This window comes from Aliivibrio friggae (assembly GCF_057368515.1).
This window is the reverse complement of record NZ_CM170648.1, coordinates 1,742,667-1,761,376: the sequence shown is the minus strand read 5'-3', so window position 1 is coordinate 1,761,376 and position 18,710 is coordinate 1,742,667. Positions and strand designations below refer to the sequence as shown.

Below are 18,710 nucleotides of genomic sequence, written 5' to 3'. Positions count from 1 at the left end.
GTGATCCCTTTTTATTTCTGCTTGTTTTAGAAATAAACGTCGGGAGCAAGTAATGCTCCCGAACCTGTTTACTTTAAGTTAAGTGTTATGAGTTAGGGTCTATATCTGGTAACCCGTCGATATCATTCTGATGGTGGTGCTCATCATCTTGGTTGTGGTTAATGTTTGCATCATGGTGTTCAAGCGCATCTGACATATCCAAGTGTGTACTGTCATGGTTAAATGAATCTTGTTGGTCTACTTGTGCAAGCACGATGTCCATATCCGCAGGTTGATCGTGCTCAACCGGAGATGTTGCATCTGCTTGTATACCTAAGGCATCTAGGTATGCGGCAGCACCATGGTGGCTGGTTTTCTGATCTGCTTCATGGTGAGCGTGTTGGGCTAAATCTAGATAACTGTCATCGCTTAGTGTGACCGTAAAGTCGGCTTGCGAAGCCATATCTGGCTCGTCATGTTGAACAGGAGGCGGTGGTGGGGGAGCAGGGTGAGCAGTCGAAATTGGTGATAAATCCATTCCTGTCAGGGTTGTTTGATCGATATGATGACCACTGTGACCGTGTACCGATTGAGAGTGTAAATGTAGATGAACTTCAACATGGGAGTTTTGAGAGCCACCGAGTGTTAGCACAAATGTGTCAGTTTCATCAGTACCACCATAGTTTCCCCCGCTATGTGTTTTGATGACACCAGAACTCGGAGTATAGTCATAATGGAGTTCACCAGTTGCAGGATTCACATTCAGCGTTCCAAATTGGCCTTGTAGGTGAGACAGGGAATGGCCATGCCCATCAGAAATCCCCCAACCAGTGAGCAAGCTTGGTGTGCCTTGATGAATAATGGGTGGTATACCAAGGGTTGCATGGAGATCTTGATGTCCGGCACCTCCTGATATTTTTGGTGGGTTAAGTAATGTTGCGTGAGGTATCGCATCGGTATGGCCATTGATGGTCATCGTAATTTCTTGTGGTACTTTTTGGCCGTGCCCGTCATCAACAAGCAAAGTAAACTTGTCTTGCAGCGTGTCGTTATCGTTAAGGGTATTCACAGCTGGGTTGTTGTTATCTAGGTGATAAGTCCAATTGCCACTATGCGAATCAAACACAACATGACCATAGGCGGCGCTATGTGCTGGGTCTAGAGCTACCGTGGTCGTATCACCATCCACATCATTGATGATCAGTTGGCCCGCGGGGTTAAGACCTGAATCTTCATCGACCGAATGTTGGCCGACAACATGACCTGCTTGTGGCTTCTCTGATACAGTCGGTAGATCATTGGTTCCGGTAATAGTGACCACGATGTCATGGTGCGTACCATCTGCAGATTGAACCGTAATGGTTTCAGTATCCGTTTGCCCTTGACCTAGTTGTTGAACGATTGAGTGATTATTGTATAAGTTATAAGTCCAATGACCATTTGCATCGATATGAGCATGCCCATAGCCTTTGCTTCCTGCTATACCAGATCCACCTTGTACCGGGATAAACCCTGTTGTTCCATCAGGGTCGCTTACCGTCAAGGTGCCTGATGCTTGAAGTGTCGTGTCTTCTTGGGCAACCCCTGTGGAGTCTCCACTGAATGTTGCAGGGTCAGCGACACTCGCTATATTAATGAGTATTGACCCTTCTTTTGAATCAAGATGACCATCGTTTGCGGTAAATTGCACCGCCCCTAATCCGCTGACACCGGAACTATAGTAGTTGTGAGTTGGGGTGAAGATGAGTGATGAAACGTCGGAGGCGCTGACGTCATCACCAACATTTACTGTGGTGCCGTTCAGCGATAACACGCCATGGGCGACATTGGTAATCGTGAGATGGTTTAACGCATCGCCATCAATATCAGAGTATTTAAAGTCAGCAGTGGTGAACGCATGAGGTTTATCTTCTAAAGAACTAATAAAACTCGATCCAACGATAGGTGCATCATTTACTGCATTAACATCCACTATCATTGTTGCACTTGCTGAATCTTGATGGCCATCATTTGCAGTAAATGTAAATTGCGCATAGTTTGCACCGTTTTCATTACTGATTGGCGTAAAGGTTAAATGACCTGCGTCTAAGTCTGCCTTACTGATTTGCTGGTTGGCGGTTACGGCATTACCGTTTAAGAGTAATAATCCATGACTCGGTATGCTGCTAATAGTCACGAACTGTAACGTGTCGCCATCTTGGTCACTGTAACTAAATTCATTGGTTGTAAAGGTTCTGGTGATGTCTTCATTTGTAGAAACGGTTTGCGCTGTGACCGTTGGCGCATGTTGTTGGGGAGGGGTGACTTCAATCGTGAGAGAGTTTTGAGAAGAATCTCCTATTGGGTTACCACCATCATCGCCGACACGATAAACCATACTTGGCACTTTACCTGTAAAGCCAGCTTCCGGGGTGAAGGTATAATGACCATTCGCTTCGATCGCGAGTGTACCGATACCGGCCATAGTATGTGGTTGCCCCGGCCTTACCGCGACATAACCTGACACCGGGTCTTTTATTTGAATATCTTGCAACACCAGATGTGCGTTGGAATCGGTGTCTGTTGCTGCACCACTCAATCCTTGATCCGTCCCAGAGCCAGTAAGTAGATTCCCTTCAACTGGACCACTATGTTGAACACCGGAATCACTGAGGCTGTGAAGAACAGGATCATCGGTGGTTCCATTAATCGTGACGGTAATTGAATGCTTGGTACCATCTTTTGATGTGACTTCAATGCTGTCAGTGAGCGTTTGTCCATTATCTAAGTCTTGAATCGGCGTGTTTTTGTTGTTTGCGGTATAGAGCCAAGAGCCATTAGCCTTAATGACAAAGTGACCATAGGTTCCATCTTGTGATACAAACTGCTGACCTTTGAGGTCTAATGCTGCTTCACCTTGTCCGTCAACATCAGAAATAACCAGGTGTCCATTACAAACAAGGGCATCTGGAATGGTTGCTGACCCCGTGGTATGCACGTTGTGGTGAATGTTTGTATCTTCACCTATGCTGCCGGAGTCGCCGGTAAATGTGGCGGCATCGGCTACAGGATCAATATGAAGAGTGTTAGTAGCCTCTTGTGAGTAAACATGCCCATCGTTAACTGTATATTTAAACTGAACATCGCCATTAAAATCTTGCGCAGGAACGAACTGAAGTTTACTGATGTCAGCTGTAGGGATGTGTTGCCCCGCTGTAACATCGTGTCCATCAAGCACAAACTTACCTTGTGTTGCTGATGGTAGATCTGTGATTGCTATGGAATGTAGCGTATCGCCAGTGTCGATATCACTGAACCCAAACTGACTGGCTTGCATTTGGTAGTGCGTGTCTTCAGTGCCATGTGCAAGTGTCGTCGCTGTGATGGTCGGCTGATCATTGGTGCCTGTCACCGTTATTGTTATATCGTGGGCAGTGTGGTCTGCAGAATAAACTCGATATACAACCTTTTCTACTTCACCTTCAGCTAACGATTGCAAGCGACTGTTAGCTACTTCATATCCCCAAGCGCCACTAGGTGTAATGCGTAAGAAACCACCGAAGGGATCGTGAATCGCCTGTTCTCCTAACTGATTGACCTGAAAATGGTCTTGCCCTGCATCAGGATCAGTGACACCCAGCAAACCCGATGCGGCAGCAGGGTGTAATGAACTATGACCAACATTATGATCTTCTATAATCGTCCCAGTATCATCGCCAGAAATCACAGCTGCATCTCGAGTGGGAGCGAGAGTTATCGAGGCTGATGTAGCCACAATTCCACCATGTGCATCCTGTACATCATAGGTAAAGGAGGCTTTGCCGTTGTAATCTTGTGTAGGATGAAAGGTGAAGGTTCCGTCATGATTATCGGTGATATTGCCATGATCAGCGATAAGATTTGCTACAGAGAGTTGCCCCGCATCATTGTGGTCGATATCTGTAGTGTTGGCGAGTAAATCAGAAGCGTGCAGAACGACATCTGTATCTTCAGTACCCGCTGTAAGTGCAACTGCGGAGCTTACAACTGGCGCATCGTTGTCACCTTGAATAGTGACTTGAATTTGATGAGGCGTACCATCAGCAGAACGTACAGTAACAGTATCAATTAAGGTTTCACTACTACCGAGAGATTGAATCTTTGCGAGGTTATTATCAATTTCATAACGATATGAACCATTGGATTGAAGAATGAGTTTTCCACCTTCCTGTGTTGTATATCCGGTATCCCATGTGCCTGTTTGTTGGTTTTGATGAAGATTGCCATCAAAATGATCTTCTCCAGCATCGGCGTCAGTAATGGTCAATTTGCCGTTGTATATAATCGTATTACCTGAGTTTAGAGTAAGGTTATGATCTTCTTGAACAGTAAAGGTGTCTTGTCCGCCAATTGTTGCACTGTCATTCGTTCCGTGTACAACTAACGTAAGAGTCTTCGTATCCGTACCACCATTATGATCATCCACTTTTACCTGAACATGTATAACTTGGTCATTGTTTGCTCCCAAGTTTTGATAACTTGCATGGGAGGGGTCAAAAGTGTAACTACCATCATTGTTAAAGGTTAAGCCATCTACAGCTTTGTCAATAGTGAAGGTATGCGTGTCTTTTGTATCCACATCCGTGGCATGCATCTGGCCAGATAAAAGGGTCCCCCCTTCTGTTATTGATTGCGTCTGAGCGCTGAGTACTGGTTTATCATTAGTACCTTCAACGGTAAACTCCACTTTGTGCTGAGTTCCATCGACGCTGTGAATGGTGTACTCCTCTTTGAGTATTTCACCCTCTGAGAGATGTTGTACTAAATAATTACTCATATGGTAGTAATAGTTACCATTACTATTAACTTGAAGATCTCCACCATGAGACCCTTGATAAATACCACCATAAAGGACATCTGGAAACTGTGACTGTGCGGGACCATCAGGGTCAACAACATGGAACACACCAGAAGCTCCAAGGAGATGCCCACTGGAGATATCCACATTGATATCCTCTTTAACCCCAGAACCGGAGCCTGTAATAACCGCCGCATCACTGGTTGGTGCTAACGTCATACTCGCTGAAGTCGCTGTACTGCCAGCATGTGCATCTTTTACATCATAGCTAAAAGAGACTTTCCCATTGTAATCTAGGGCAGGATGAAAGGTAAAAGTACCGTCATGATTATCGGTGATTTTGCCATGGTCGGCGGTGAGGTTGGCCACTGAGAGTTGCCCTGCATCATTGTGGTCGATGTCTGTAGCGTTGGCGAGTAAATCAGAAGCGTGTAGAACGACATCTGTATCTTCAGTTCCTGCAGGAAGAGTTGTTACCGAAGAAACCTTAGGGTCATCATTTGTACCGTGGATTGTGATCTGAATTTCATGACTTGTTCCATCGACACTGTGGATTGTCACCTTATCGACAAGAGTCTCTGTTGACCCAAGATTTTGAATTTCTGGTTTACGATTATCAATTGTATAAGTATAAGTACCATCTTGTTGTAAAAGTACCCACCCACCCATTTTTGTATCATAGCCAATTCCGTGATAGGTGTGGCCTCTTTGAATATCAAACTGAGCTTCACCTTGGTCGGGGTCAACAATATCTAATTTTCCATCAAAATGAAGATTATATTGTGTATCAATATAACCACGATCTTCTGTCACATTCCCTTGATCAATTCCAGTAATAGTCGCAGCATCGCCAGTTGCTTGTAAGTGTAAATTCGCGCCTGTTGCAGTGATACCACCATGCGCATCTGTCACGTCATAGCTAAAATGAACTTGTCCGTTATAGTCTTTGGTTGGAGTAAAAGTGTAGGTGCCATCTTTGTTATCAACAACAGAACCGTGATCGACTAACAGATTAGCAATGGAAAGTTTACCTGCATCATTGGCATCCACATCAACAGTATTGGCAAGTAAATCAGCCTTGGTGAAAGTTAGCGCTGTATCTTCTGTACCTGTGACAAGTGTTACTTCAGAACTGATATAAGGTCTATCATTATCGCCGTGAATGGTAATCACAATGTCTTGAGCCGTACCATCTTTAGAATAAACGGTAATCGTATCCGTTAATTGCTGCCCATCGCCTAATTGATCGATCTGTGTGGCCACGTTTTGTTGGTTACTACCGACGGTAACTTTATAATGCCAATTGCCATCTGCATTTAGTATTAATTGACCATAAGTGCCATGGTACGAGTAGCCTACGCCTTTTGTGTCAAATTGTGCTTCGCCAGTGTCTGGATCAATAATCTCTAACTTGCCATCAGTGTATAAAGGGTCATTGGTTAATTTAGCCATCCCAGGCTGTGCGTAGTTTGGTGACCGGTCATGATAGGTGCCATGCCCTTCATCGACATCGCTAGTTGTAGTTCCTGTGATTACTGCTGCGTCCCCAACGGCATCAAAATGAAGTGTATTTGTAGCTTCTGTAGAGTCGGTATGCCCATCGTTAACAGTATATTTAAACTGAACATCACCATTAAAATCTTGCGCAGGAACGAACTGAAGTTTACTGATGTCAGCTGTAGGGATGTGTTGCCCCGCAGTAATATCGTGACTATCAAGTACAAACTTACCTTGTGTTGCTGGTGGTAGATCTGTGATTGCAACTGAATGTAGCGTATCGCCACTATCAACATCCGTAAATCCAAACTGACTCGCTTGCATTTGATAATGCGTGTCTTCAGTGCCGTTACTTAGCGCAACTTGGGTAACGGTTGGTGCGTCATTGGTGCCAACAACGTCTATGTGCAACTCGTATGCCGTTCCATCATAACTATGAACACGGTAGACAACGGTTTCAGTTTGTCCTTGAGCAAGGTGTTGCAAATTGGCATTATTAACGCTGTACCCCCAATTGCCCATGCTATCAATACGTAACATGCCACCAAACGGATCGTGAACTGCTGTTTCACCAAACTGGCTGTACTGGAATTTATTCTCCCCGCTATCTGGATCCACAACTTGTAGCTGTCCATTTGCAAGTTCAGTTGTGACGCCAGCATTGTGTCTGCTGTGTGAACCATCTTCAGTGACGTGGTCAGTCGATACTTCACTAATAATGGCTGAATCAGATGTTGCAGCAAGCGTTGTCGACGCCGTTGCTTGTGCTGAGCCTCCATGAGCGTCTTTTACATCATAAGTGAAGTGAACTTGGCCGTTATAATCTTTGTCTGGATGGAAAGTAAATGAGCCATCGGGGTTATTCGTTACTGTACCGTGATCAGCCGTTACAGCATCTACATGCAAAGTGCCAGCATCGTTCTTATCAATATCACTCGCACCAGCTATGAGCTGAGTTTGAGTGATATGTAGTGTTTGATCTTCGGTACCCGTAGGCAACACGCGACTTCCAGTAACGGTAGGCGCATCATTGGTACCAGTTATGGTGACTTGTAGCTCTTGCATGGTTCCATCAACAGTATGCACTGTGACTTTATCGATATAGGATTGCCCCTGACCCAGAGACTGGACTTGGGTAATATTATTATCAAGTTGATAGTGCCAATCACCGTCCGGAGTTACGATGACCTCTGCACCAAGTGCGGAGGTATAACCAATGCCCGCATAATTGTGCGCGTGTATTACAGGATCAAACTTAGCCTCTCCAGAATCGCTATCGGAGACATGCATTTTCCCACCTGTTAACAACCATTGCATACCATTGATACGATCTTCTGTTACCGCGCCTGTGGTTGTCCCCGTAATGACAGCTGCATCGTTTTTACCGTTTACAACTATTGTAATTTGGTGGGGTGTACCATCGGCTGATTGAACACTAATAATATCTTTTACTTGCTGACCTTGCCCAAGTGCTTGAACGGTCGGGTTAGTATTATCTAGATCGTATGTCCAACTACCATTATCTGTTAAATGTAACGTACCTAAAGTCCCAACAATGTTGGTATTGGAGAAGTGTGCTTCGCCTGTATCGACATCGGTGACAGTCAGTGTGCCTGAGGTCTGAAGTTGAGATTCTTCTGTTACCGCGCCAGAATCTGTGCCCCCAATCACTGCTTTGTCATTAGTGCCATTTACTGTGATAGTCACTTGATGAGGTGTGCCATCGGCAGAATGAACGGTAATAGTATCGGTTGCTGTCGCGCCTTTACCTAATGCTTGAACTGTTGGGTTAGTATTATTTAAATCGTAAGTCCACTGGCCGTTGTCGGTAAGGTGTAGCGTGCCCAAAGTGCCTGCAATATCGGTACTTCCTGTGGATGAAGTAGCGAAGTGCGCTTCACCGGTATCCACATCCGTAACAGTCAGTGTACCTGAGGTTTGAAGTTGAGATTCTTCCGTCACTGCACCTGAATCTGTGCCCCCAATCACAGCATTATCATTAGTGCCATTAACCGTGATAGTTACTTGATGAGGTGTGCCATCGGCCGAATGAATGGTGATCGTATCCGTTGCCGTCGAGCCTTTAGCTAATGCTTGAACGGTCGGGTTTGTGTTATCTAAATCGTACGTCCACGAACCGTTATCAGTTAAGTGTAACGTACCGAAAGTCCCAATAATGTTTGTATTGGAGAAATGCGCTTCGCCGGTATCGACATCCGTAACAGTCAGTGTTCCTGAAGTTTGAAGTTGAGATTCTTCTGTCACCGCACCTGAATCTGTGCCTGCAATCACGGCTTTATCGTTAGTGCCATTTACTGTGATAGTTACTTGATGAGGTGTGCCATCGGCCGAATGAACGGTGATGGTGTCCGTAGCTGTCGCGCCTTTACCTAACGCTTGAACCCTCGGGTTAGTATTGTCTAGATCGTACGTCCATGCTCCAGAGTTAGTGAGGTGCAGAGTGCCTAGTGAGCCAGTAATATCAGTGTTTGAAAAATGAGCCTCACCAAGATCAGGGTCTATTACTGTCAGTTTTCCGGCAACATGAGTTGTCACATCTTCGGTTGTTGTCGCAGAGTCTTTTCCTGAAATAATAGCTTGCTGCTGTGAGTGCTGTAGAGGAGGTGTGCTTAAGGTCGTAGGGGGGGTAACCAACATAGCAGGAGCTTGGTTGATTGTATGGTTTTGCACTGGCGTAGGAAGAATCCCAATAGGAGTTATTGCGTGTGAGGCTAAATGGGAACTACTTCGTGCACTGGGCGTTGCCATTGGAGTGTGTTCATTCGCATCATCTTGGTTAGGTTGAATATTACTCATTTTGTTTTCAACAATAGGAGCTAGAGGTGAAATGAGTGACTCATTATGATGAGAATTCGACACATCTAATGTACCGCTTTCTATATTTGAGTCTTTTTCTTCAATATTGTCTTCTGATGTAAGAGTTTGAGACAAAGAAAAACTGGGTAAAATTAACATTAATTGAGGATATAGAGAGAGTCTCTTTGCTAAATAGGTTTGGTTTTTATTTTTTTTATGTTTAAGCGGTGACTTTTCTTTTTTCGAATTTAAAAGTGATTCAGCTTTATTATTTGAGTTATTTTTCTCTGACTGCTTATTCATCCGTGACCTCAATATACAATATATAACTTATTATAAGTTAAGGATATGAGAGGGAAAAAAGCCAATCCTAAGGTTTTTAATTATTAAAAAAGTGATATTGAGAGAGGTAAATTAATTTTGTTGTTCGTATTTCGTTTTTTCTAGAACATCTGTGAGTTCAAATATTGAGCATGTAATTATACTTATTGAGTTTGAAATTATTGTAAGGCTCTGTCAGTAGAGTTAATCTTGAGTATAAGTTAATCGATAATCTTTATTTTTTGTGATGCCAATCGGTTTTCTTTGCAAGAGTGTAGCTTATCAACATTCCTTTCGGGATCTTAATCACACTAATGCAAAGGTCGTTTGGGTAAAGTAACTTCATCGAATCAAATATAACTAATTAAATTAACGCGACCCTACAATCGCAAGGAGTTAACCATGACAGCAGCAGTATTCCATTTAGGCGTAACACAGGCAGATCTTCAAGGTGCAGAAATGGCGATCATTCCTGGTGATCCAGCACGTGTTCAAAAAATCGCAGAGCAAATGGAAAACCCTAAATTTCTAGCAAGCCACCGTGAATACACAGTGTACCTAGCTGAGCTAGATGGCAAGAAAATTGTAGTATGTTCAACGGGTATTGGTGGTCCATCGACTTCTATTGCTGTTGAAGAGCTAGCGCAATTGGGTGTTCGTACTTTCCTACGTGTAGGTACAACAGGCGCAATTCAACCGCATGTAAATGTAGGTGACATGATTGTGACTACTGGTTCTGTTCGTTTAGATGGTGCAAGTCTTCACTTTGCTCCAATGGAATTCCCTGCAGTTGCTGACTTTGATGTTGCAACAGCAATGCGTAAAGCGGTTGTTGACCAAGGTGCAACCGTTCACACAGGTGTTACAGCATCAAGTGATACTTTCTATCCAGGTCAAGAACGTTACGATACGTTCTCAGGTCGTGTTGTTAAGCGTTTCCAAGGTTCTATGCAAGAGTGGCAAGACATGGGCGTACTGAACTTTGAAATGGAATCAGCAACATTATTAACAATGTGTGCAAGCTCTGGTTTACGTGCGGGTTGTGTTGCGGGCGTAATTATCAACCGTACTCAAAAAGAGACACCTGATCACGCGACATTAAAAGAAACTGAAGCACGTTCAATCAAGGTTGTTATTGAAGCTGCTCGTAATCTTCTATAGTAGAAGAACATAAAAAGATATTAAGATGCCGTTGGTTCAAATGAATCAGCGGCATTTTTGTATCGAGAGTACACGGCAGAAAATAAAAAAGACCAAATCATCGGTCTTTTTATTGTTAAATTAGTTTAGCTCAATGATTAATGACCACCAGCGGCTAAGAACCAATTTAGAAGATGCTTTTTAAGATCGCCCAATTCATCAGGGCCAATAATAGCTAAGCCTAAATCTTGTGCTCGCATAATGTCGTTATTACGTAGAGGGCGGAAGCTTACCAACATGGCTCGTGCTTGTAAGCCACCTAGAAGGTCACGTAACGATTCTAATTTATAGAGAGTGTCATCGCCATCATCTCGCATACCTTTAGTCTTACATTCAATGATATGCAGCTTGTTATTTACTATGCTAACCACATCAAGTTCATTACGAACGTCTTTCGTTCCAATTTCACGATGAACTTGAACATTCAATGAATGGTCTTGAAGTGTAGGTAAATATTGTTGAATATCAACGACCGTATTATGAACCAAAATTTCTAACCACTCACCGTTAGCTAAGCGTCGTGCTTCTTCACAGTCGAAAGTTAATGTGCCGTTTTCGTAGGTAGCTAATCCTGTTTCAACAAGATCAGTTAGCAACATATTTAGTTCTTTGTAGCTTTGTTGTTTTTCAGTTACTTCTACATCTAAACGTTGTTCTTTACGACAAGTCGTCGCTAAGTAGTTTAATGTAGCAAGGCCTGGGCCTAATTCTAGTGCATTACTTGCCCAACGCTGGCAAAGTTCACGCAGACGTTTATCAATGCTTTCTGGAAGCTCAGATTCAGAGAACTCACAACGCGCACCAAAGATAGCGAGGTAATCACTTAAACGGATATTATCTGCTACATGCTTTTGTTTTCTGCCGTCAGGATAAAGCCAACATAATTTATCGCTGAATGGTTCGACAACAAAAATTGGCCAATGATATGAACGAAACACTTCATAGGCAGAAAGAAGACGGTGTCGAAGCCCACAACTTGCATTTAGCTTTATATCACTAAAGTGTAGCTTCATTTCAGCAGCTAGCGCTTGTAAAGACTCTTTGATTAAATGGGTATCTACGATATTTGGAATTTCATAGAAGTCAGAGGTGATCCCTTTATATTGAAGTATGCTTTCTAAACGATGAAACATGTCTTTTTGTGTTTCGTCGCCAATGAAAATCATATGCTCGCCTTTTACGGAGAGATCAAGAAGGGGAGTTACAAGACGGACGGGGTCTTGATCTAATATGCCAACATGCGTGATCATGAAATAATCCTTGTAATGGTGATTACACATAAACGAAGCAGAAGGCATGTGTAACCGAATAATTATAATTTTAATGAATACTAATTTATAGAATCAGTATAGCTTTGTTATTCAATACTATTGTAATGAGGGGCTTAATGATAAAAATCAACCCACTGTTAAATATTCTTATTTGGGCTTAATAAAAAAAGACGATAGAATAGGTGTACATGTCTTAAATACAGAATGAACTATGAGCTATTTACCTTTAGATGAATACAACCGCAAATGGATTTTCACTCATCAATCAATGCCAGTTGATGATGCATTACTACCATTAATTAAGCCATTCACTCAAGCAAAATCTGCTCAGGTTTGGAATGACTTTATCAGTGCGAATAGTCCAACCGCAGATCATTTTGGTTCAAAAGAATGGCCAATGAAAAAAAGCTCATGGAGTAATGAAATTGATTGGCAGCACCGTTGGGATAGTGACAACGAAGCATTACCAGAAGAAGTATTAGAGTTCATTGATTGGGCTGATGATGTGACGGTATATTTTTGTTATGAAAAATATAACCTGATTGAAACTTCTTGGGGAACGTTTAAGCAAACATGGAAAAACTTCTTATTTTATGATGATTTACCAATTCTTATCGGTAAAAAGAAATCACAAGCTTTATGGTTTAATTCAAAAGGCAAAGTGAAACTAGGCTCAAGAAGTTAACTTAGGTCGTTATAAAACATTCAAATGAAGAAAGGCTCACAGTCATTGACTATGAGCCTTTTTGTTTGATTAATGAAATAGTTTAAGAATGAGTTCTTGAAAGAACATACTCAGGAGCGTGTATTTCAAGATAATGTGAAAAACTATCTAGTTCAGTTTTTAAATCTTCAGTGCTTGCTCTATTTAAATGGATGATGAAACGTTGAAACTCATTGATATCCAATATCTGTTTATTATACATAATCCATTCAATAACCAACTCTTGAGGGGCGGGGATAATTCCACTGAACCTCTTAGCCGCATTGCGTAATTCTCGAGTACCGAAGCGAGACCAACCAACAAAATAAAGTAACACCATAGTCGCTAAAATAACGATATGGATCATTCAGGTTACCTTCAAATTGTGATGAATTTAGTATACTTAATTCATCACAATTTTGAAGGAAATTTTAGTTTGTTTGCGTAGCTTTGACAAAAATGACGCAAAAAAGACTCTTTGTCTTATTTTTGTCATTGGTTAAAGCTAATTAATTAGACGTAATCCTGCAGGTAAGGCATCACCAAATAAACGTTTAGAATCGGCTTCTGTTAGCGCTTGTTGACTAGATACTAATTCTATCCAGCTTTGTGGAGAGCGACTCTTCTTCAGTTTATCAATGATACTTTGACGTAGCTTATCAGAGACATCTAAAGTTCTATCACCGGTTAATCGTGCCATCATAACAGCGGCAAAACCTGCCATTGGTTGTGCTTTCCAATCTTGTTCTAGCAGTGTAGGTAGCCACTGAGCAATTTGGCTTGCCGGAATAAGGTTATGCTGACTTCCATAAAATGGAGAACGAGAACAAATACGACCCAATGCCCACCAATGTACCTGCGCTTGATTGCCATTTTTAGCATGACCTAACACCCACGTTGAAATTAATGTTTTATCTTCAACATCTAGATGTTCTAGAGCTGCAGCTAAGCGAACCATCGCCTCATAGCTTTTGTTTGTCGCATCTTCTAGTGTTTTAGGGTTACGTAAAGAACCTGGATGCAAATATTTAGCAATATCTGCCAAAATGGTTTCTTGTTGCTCTTGGCTTAAACCACCAGAGATACGACGCCAGAATGTCCACCAATCATTCCAAGATTGCTTTGATTCAAACTGAATACCTTGTTGATAGGTTTCCCATGCTTGGCTAATTTTCCATTCGTCAGCAGGGTATCCAAAACCAGGGCGTAGTGCAAAACCGGTCATTTTTAACCAGTTTTGTTCATGTTTATCAGAGCGACGACGACGTTTTTTACTGTCTAGTAATGCGGTTGCTAGTTCCCGAGAGGTAATTAAATCCCATGATTCACGTTTACCTATCAGCTTCTCTATGTTTTTAGAAAAGGCTTTAATCGCATTAGGATTTAGCTTACTACCGCCATAGGCTTCTTTTATGTTTGCAATTGCATTTGGAAGGCGAGGGGGAAGGCTAATCTGGTCTGCAAGGTTAGCTCCTTTATTCGAAGCTTGGTTACGTACTTCAAATTCTACTAACCAACGTTGCGAATCATCCTCAACAGAAACACATTCAATCTTAATGGTGCCGACTTCAGTAAATTGACAAGCTAAGGTTACTTCAACGCGATCTTTTTGGTTGGCGTGTAATTCTTCTTTTGATTTACTTGATTCAAGTGTTACGACATAAGGCGGTAAGCTAACAAAACTTGGATCGGCTAACTCAGTGATCATGCCCGAGGTAGCAAGTTGGTCTTTTGTCGTTGAGAGTAGGTTGAATCGAACTGGCTCACCTAAAGTTAACGAAAAACGGCGGCTCGTCATACGAATTTCTTCACCTTCGTCGCTGCCTTTTGCCAATAAACATAAACCTTGTGGTTGTTTATTTTTCTCTTCTAACTGTAAATAGAATGAACGCGCAGAGCCACCGCCAATTTTTAATTGTGCACCATGGCGTGCTTTACCATAAGCTACGGCACCATAAGCAACAGCTAAATCTGGATGAGGGTTAGATAATTGAGTGACAGTGTCACCTTTCCAGTTATTCATTAATTCAAGTGAACGTTCAGCAAGGAGAGGGCTGTTAAATACGCCACCGTTTAATAATAGGCCAACAGGAATAGCACGATCTTGATGAGCAGCTAAATCACTATCATCCCAACCTAATGCTTTTGCTGAGACTTCTTTATGATTATCTAAAAATTGCGCAAGATGTTTACTGATCGCAGGATCAGAAGCGTAAGGTAAGCCAAACTCAACAACAGCGGCTTGACGTTGATTTGGGCGCTCATTAAAGTCAGTCAGTGGTAAGAACCCATCAAGCGCAATTTGATGAACTTCTTCTTTAGTTAACTCAACTTTACGACTGCCACCTAATAATTTAGAGCCAGACCCTAATAGAGTGATATGGCCAGATTCTGGTGCATTAGCTGACAGTAAACGTTCTTTGGTTTTACGCGTTTGTTGAATAAGTTTAGTTAACGCGGCTGCCGTCATTTTCTTACCGCTGTCTAAGCGTTGTTCAGCCAAATGCGCTAAGGCTAAATCGATGTTGTCACCGCCTAACATTAGGTGATCACCAACGCCAATACGGTCAAGTGCCAATTCGTCTTTATTAAAACGCGCTTGGATTAAACTTAAATCGGTAGTGCCGCCGCCTACATCGCACACCACCATTAATGGTATGTTCTTTAGAATGTCTTTTGCAGTGTCTTGATGATGGTGATACCAGTCATAACAAACGGCTTGTGGTTCTTCCAATAGAATGATCTTATCAAGACCTGCCAGTTTTGCGGCTTGTATAGTAAATGAACGAGCACTTTCATCAAACGAAGCGGGTACCGTAACAACGACTTCTTGAAGCTCCATAGGGGCATCAGGGTGGTGGTAATTCCAAGATTGACGAACGTGATTTAAATAACTCGCACTGGCAACAATAGGAGAGACTTTTTCAACATCTTCTGCGCCTGCCCAAGGCAGAATATCTGAGGTGCGATCGACTTTAGTGTGAGATAACCAACTTTTAGCACTGACTACTTGGCGACCTTCTACCTTTGAGCCTAATTCACGTGCCCATTCACCAATGATTGCGTTCTTTATTTCGCCATCAATCGCTTTTACATTCCAAGGTAGCGTTAAATCGTTATCGCTAATCTGGCTTTGTGACGCATGGTAGCGAAACGAAGGGAGTAGAGGTTTTCGAGCAACTTCTCCTGGTCCAATTAATTGGTCAATATTGAAGATTTCAATAGGACTGGTTTCGATACCAAGAGAGATGTCAGTATAAGCCACAACAGTGTGAGTAGTACCAAGATCGATACCAATTAAATAACGATTAGAAGAACTCATAAAAACTCCAATGAAGCTGCAATAAACGAGAAGGCGGCAGCGATAAAATATAGGGGCATATAATAAAAGAGTTCAGACCCTATAACGGTGACTGAACTCTTAAAGAAGCATATTAGTGAAGATTAATAACCAAATTATGCTTCACGAACATCAAACTCAACGTGCCATTTCTCACCGCTGTCTGCTGCAATGGCTTCAAGATAAAGAGTACCAAGTTCTGTCACTTTAGACGCTAAACGAACAGGAACAACTTCACCTGCAGAGCGACCTTCAGTAACTGGAAGCGTTACTTGAATAGCTGGAAGTTCTTCTAGCTCTTCTGGCATCCAGAAATCAAGATGAGTACCCGCTTGATCGTCACGACGAGTCGTTGAACCATAGAATTTAAACTGTACCGGCTGACCAATTACCAAACCAAATTGTTGGCTAGGAACATCAGCATGAGAGCCTTCTTCCATACCAAATGGAGCAACACACAGTGCTTCCATTGGTGGTTCCATTCCAGGGATCGCTGGCATAGAGCTTTCGATACCTACGTAATAACTTGATGCGATACCACCACGGATACGAACGCCTTTACCAGTACGAACAGAACCGTAGTAAGAAGCACCAGAAGCAACGGCTAAATCAAGGTCTAGACCTTCAAGTAGTTTTGCGTCTTCTGCTTCTGCGTCGATTAACCAGTCATTAATAATGCCAAGTAAACGCTCAGCAAGAAGGTTTGATTTTAGAACACCACCGTTTAAAAGGATTGCAGTAGGTTTAATAAAATCAGCTTCATTTTGTTGACCAAAGACTTCATCAGTTGCTGCTTGTTGACGAGTTAAAAAGCTAGCTAGATGACGAGTTACCGCCGCATCTTGTGCGTAAGGTAGACCCATTTGAGTCAGTGCGCCACGAGCAGATTGAACAGGGTGCTCAGTAACAGGAACAACAGGGAAGAAACCTTCTACCAATGTTTGTTGTACTTCTTCTTGAGTCAGTTCTGTTTGCAGTGTGCCACCTAACAATTTAGACCCACGGCTAGGAACCACAATTGGAACTGCACGTAATTCAGCATCGTTTAATAGCGCTTCTTTAGCATCACGACAAGCGTGAGTCATCACTTGAATTTGCCAAGGTTGCAGTTGTTTACCTTCTTGCGCTAGCTTCATTTTTAAACGATAAGCCAGAGCTAAATCCATATTGTCGCCACCAAGAAGAATATGATCACCCACCGCAACACGGTTTAGGCTTAAATTACCTTCTTCTTCAGTCACTGCAACTAAAGATAAATCGGTAGTACCGCCACCGATATCAACCACTAAAATTACATCACCAACAGAAACTTGGTCACGCCAAGAGTCGCCGTTGTTTTTGATCCAGCTATAAACCGCTGCTTGTGGTTCTTCTAATAGTGTTAAATTACGGAAACCAAGATTATTTGCAGCTTCTGCCGTTAAATCACGTGCAGCTGGGTCAAATGATGCTGGTACCGTAATTGTAATGTCTTGTTCATTTAGAGGATGCTCAGGGTTTTGAAAATCCCACGCATTTTGAAGGTGCTCTAAATAACGTTTAGTCACTTCTAGTGGTGATGCTTTGATCACTTCTTCAGGACTATTTAGTGGTAAAAAAGCTTCACGACGGTTTACGCCACCATGACACAACCAGCTTTTTGCACTTGCGATTAAACGAATAGGAGTTTTGCTACCAAGGTTACGAGCAATATTACCTACAATCGCGTTTGGTTTAGTTGTCCAAGGAAGGGTAGTATCGCCTTCTAACAATTCTGCTTCATGTGCTTGGTACATAAATGATGGCAGTTGTGATTTTTCTTCAACTTGACCAGGTGCCGTTAGTTGAGGAATTGGCATCACTTGAACACTCGCGTCTTCGTTATGTAAATCAACATAAGAAAGCACACAGTGAGTAGTACCTAAATCGATGCCGATACTAAATTTTGTTTGTTCCATTATAGCTCTACCTCTGCAGGAGCAACGATTGTTGCATCATAACCGTCGGCCAGTTTAGGAAGTTTCACTTCGGCTACTTTCCAACCACGGTGGATAAGCGTGCCGTTAAACGGAGCTTCACCAACTACATTACCGGTTAAACGAATTTCTGATGGGTTAAAACCAGCAGGGATTGATAGACGAGACTCTTCTTCTTCAGTACGAACAGGTGCAAGTGTGAAGTATTCTGATAATACTTTTTGACCACCTTCATGAATAACACGAGCGGCAGCGCCAACTTCAGCATCAGCGAAGCCTTTAAGGTCTTCTTGCATAAAGTCGATGAAGCGTGCTTCTTTTTGTAGAAGCGATAATAGTTGTAGAGCTGATTCTGGAGTCGTTGCTTTTACTTTAGGCTCTACTTCAATGATTTTTTCAATGATCTTTTCTACTTCAACCACTTTTTCGATTTCTACGATCTTCTCAACTGGTTTTTCAACGATCTTTTCTTTTTCAATTTCAACAATCTTTTCGATTTCTACCGTTTTGCCTTTTTTCATCGCGTAAAGTAATACGAACAAAGCAGAAGTACCGAATAGAACAATGTGTCCTAAGTCGAAAGTAGAAGGAATAGCATTTACGTCAAAATTCATAATTCATTCTCTATATTTTTGGGTGCTATGCACTAAACGTTTTTAACTAAATTGTGGTGAATTGTAGCATATTCAAGGGATAAGAGATAAAAGAAGCGCTTTAAAAATGGATAACAGACACCGTTTGGCGCTATTTTGAACAGATTGCAGTTAATGTAATAAAATTTTAGTTTTGTTGGGTATTTAGTTTCGTTCGC

General features: G+C 42.2%; 8 protein-coding genes. 2 read left to right on the top strand and 6 right to left on the bottom strand.

Annotated elements, in window-relative coordinates:
- Window positions 1-85 precede the first annotated feature (85 nt).
- A complete protein-coding gene (locus AC2INI_RS08185) occupies window positions 86-9,412 on the bottom strand; it encodes a VCBS domain-containing protein (RefSeq protein ID WP_486304584.1) in 9,327 nt (3,108 codons plus the stop codon).
- Window positions 9,413-9,832: 420 nt separating this feature from the next.
- On the opposite strand from AC2INI_RS08185, the gene udp reads away from it, so the two are divergent.
- On the top strand, window positions 9,833-10,591 hold the full coding sequence (udp, locus tag AC2INI_RS08180; RefSeq protein WP_105054938.1) for a uridine phosphorylase: 759 nt from the start codon (window positions 9,833-9,835) through the stop codon (window positions 10,589-10,591).
- A gap of 137 nt (window positions 10,592-10,728) precedes the next feature.
- Here the strand turns inward: udp and AC2INI_RS08175 are convergent, their stop codons facing one another.
- Entirely contained in the window at window positions 10,729-11,880 is a 1,152-nt protein-coding gene (locus AC2INI_RS08175) for a DUF1887 family protein (RefSeq protein ID WP_122033011.1), read from the bottom strand.
- A gap of 232 nt (window positions 11,881-12,112) precedes the next feature.
- Between AC2INI_RS08175 and AC2INI_RS08170 the strand changes: the two genes are divergently transcribed.
- Window positions 12,113-12,586, top strand: coding sequence for a DUF2947 domain-containing protein (locus AC2INI_RS08170; RefSeq protein ID WP_122033010.1), 474 nt, complete (start codon window positions 12,113-12,115; stop codon window positions 12,584-12,586).
- An 82-nt stretch (window positions 12,587-12,668) separates the two neighbouring features.
- Here AC2INI_RS08170 and AC2INI_RS08165 read toward each other — a convergent pair whose 3' ends face one another.
- From AC2INI_RS08165 to AC2INI_RS08150, 4 genes are all read right to left on the bottom strand, one after another.
- Window positions 12,669-12,971 carry a hypothetical protein gene (locus tag AC2INI_RS08165; protein ID WP_122033009.1) on the bottom strand — a complete coding sequence of 101 codons (303 nt, stop codon included), beginning with the start codon at window positions 12,969-12,971 and terminating at the stop codon, window positions 12,669-12,671.
- A gap of 138 nt (window positions 12,972-13,109) precedes the next feature.
- Entirely contained in the window at window positions 13,110-15,926 is a 2,817-nt protein-coding gene (locus AC2INI_RS08160) for an Hsp70 family protein (protein ID WP_486304583.1), read from the bottom strand.
- A gap of 134 nt (window positions 15,927-16,060) precedes the next feature.
- Window positions 16,061-17,881 carry an Hsp70 family protein gene (locus AC2INI_RS08155; protein WP_122033007.1) on the bottom strand — a complete coding sequence of 607 codons (1,821 nt, stop codon included), beginning with the start codon at window positions 17,879-17,881 and terminating at the stop codon, window positions 16,061-16,063.
- A complete protein-coding gene (locus AC2INI_RS08150; protein ID WP_486304582.1) occupies window positions 17,881-18,513 on the bottom strand; it encodes a DUF2760 domain-containing protein in 633 nt (210 codons plus the stop codon). The genes AC2INI_RS08155 and AC2INI_RS08150 overlap by 1 nt, the downstream gene beginning before the upstream one ends.
- Window positions 18,514-18,710 lie beyond the last annotated feature (197 nt).

Excerpts from the sequence above, each read along its gene's own strand:
- AC2INI_RS08160 (WP_486304583.1), bottom strand. The coding sequence starts at position 15,926 with ATGAGTTCTTCTAATCGTTATTTAATTGGTATCGATCTTGGTACTACT.
- AC2INI_RS08165 (WP_122033009.1), bottom strand. The coding sequence starts at position 12,971 with ATGATCCATATCGTTATTTTAGCGACTATGGTGTTACTTTATTTTGTT.
- udp (WP_105054938.1), top strand. The coding sequence starts at position 9,833 with ATGACAGCAGCAGTATTCCATTTAGGCGTAACACAGGCAGATCTTCAA.
- AC2INI_RS08170 (WP_122033010.1), top strand. The coding sequence starts at position 12,113 with ATGAGCTATTTACCTTTAGATGAATACAACCGCAAATGGATTTTCACT.
- AC2INI_RS08150 (WP_486304582.1), bottom strand. The coding sequence starts at position 18,513 with ATGAATTTTGACGTAAATGCTATTCCTTCTACTTTCGACTTAGGACAC.
- AC2INI_RS08185 (WP_486304584.1), bottom strand. The coding sequence starts at position 9,412 with ATGAATAAGCAGTCAGAGAAAAATAACTCAAATAATAAAGCTGAATCA.
- AC2INI_RS08155 (WP_122033007.1), bottom strand. The coding sequence starts at position 17,881 with ATGGAACAAACAAAATTTAGTATCGGCATCGATTTAGGTACTACTCAC.
- AC2INI_RS08175 (WP_122033011.1), bottom strand. The coding sequence starts at position 11,880 with ATGATCACGCATGTTGGCATATTAGATCAAGACCCCGTCCGTCTTGTA.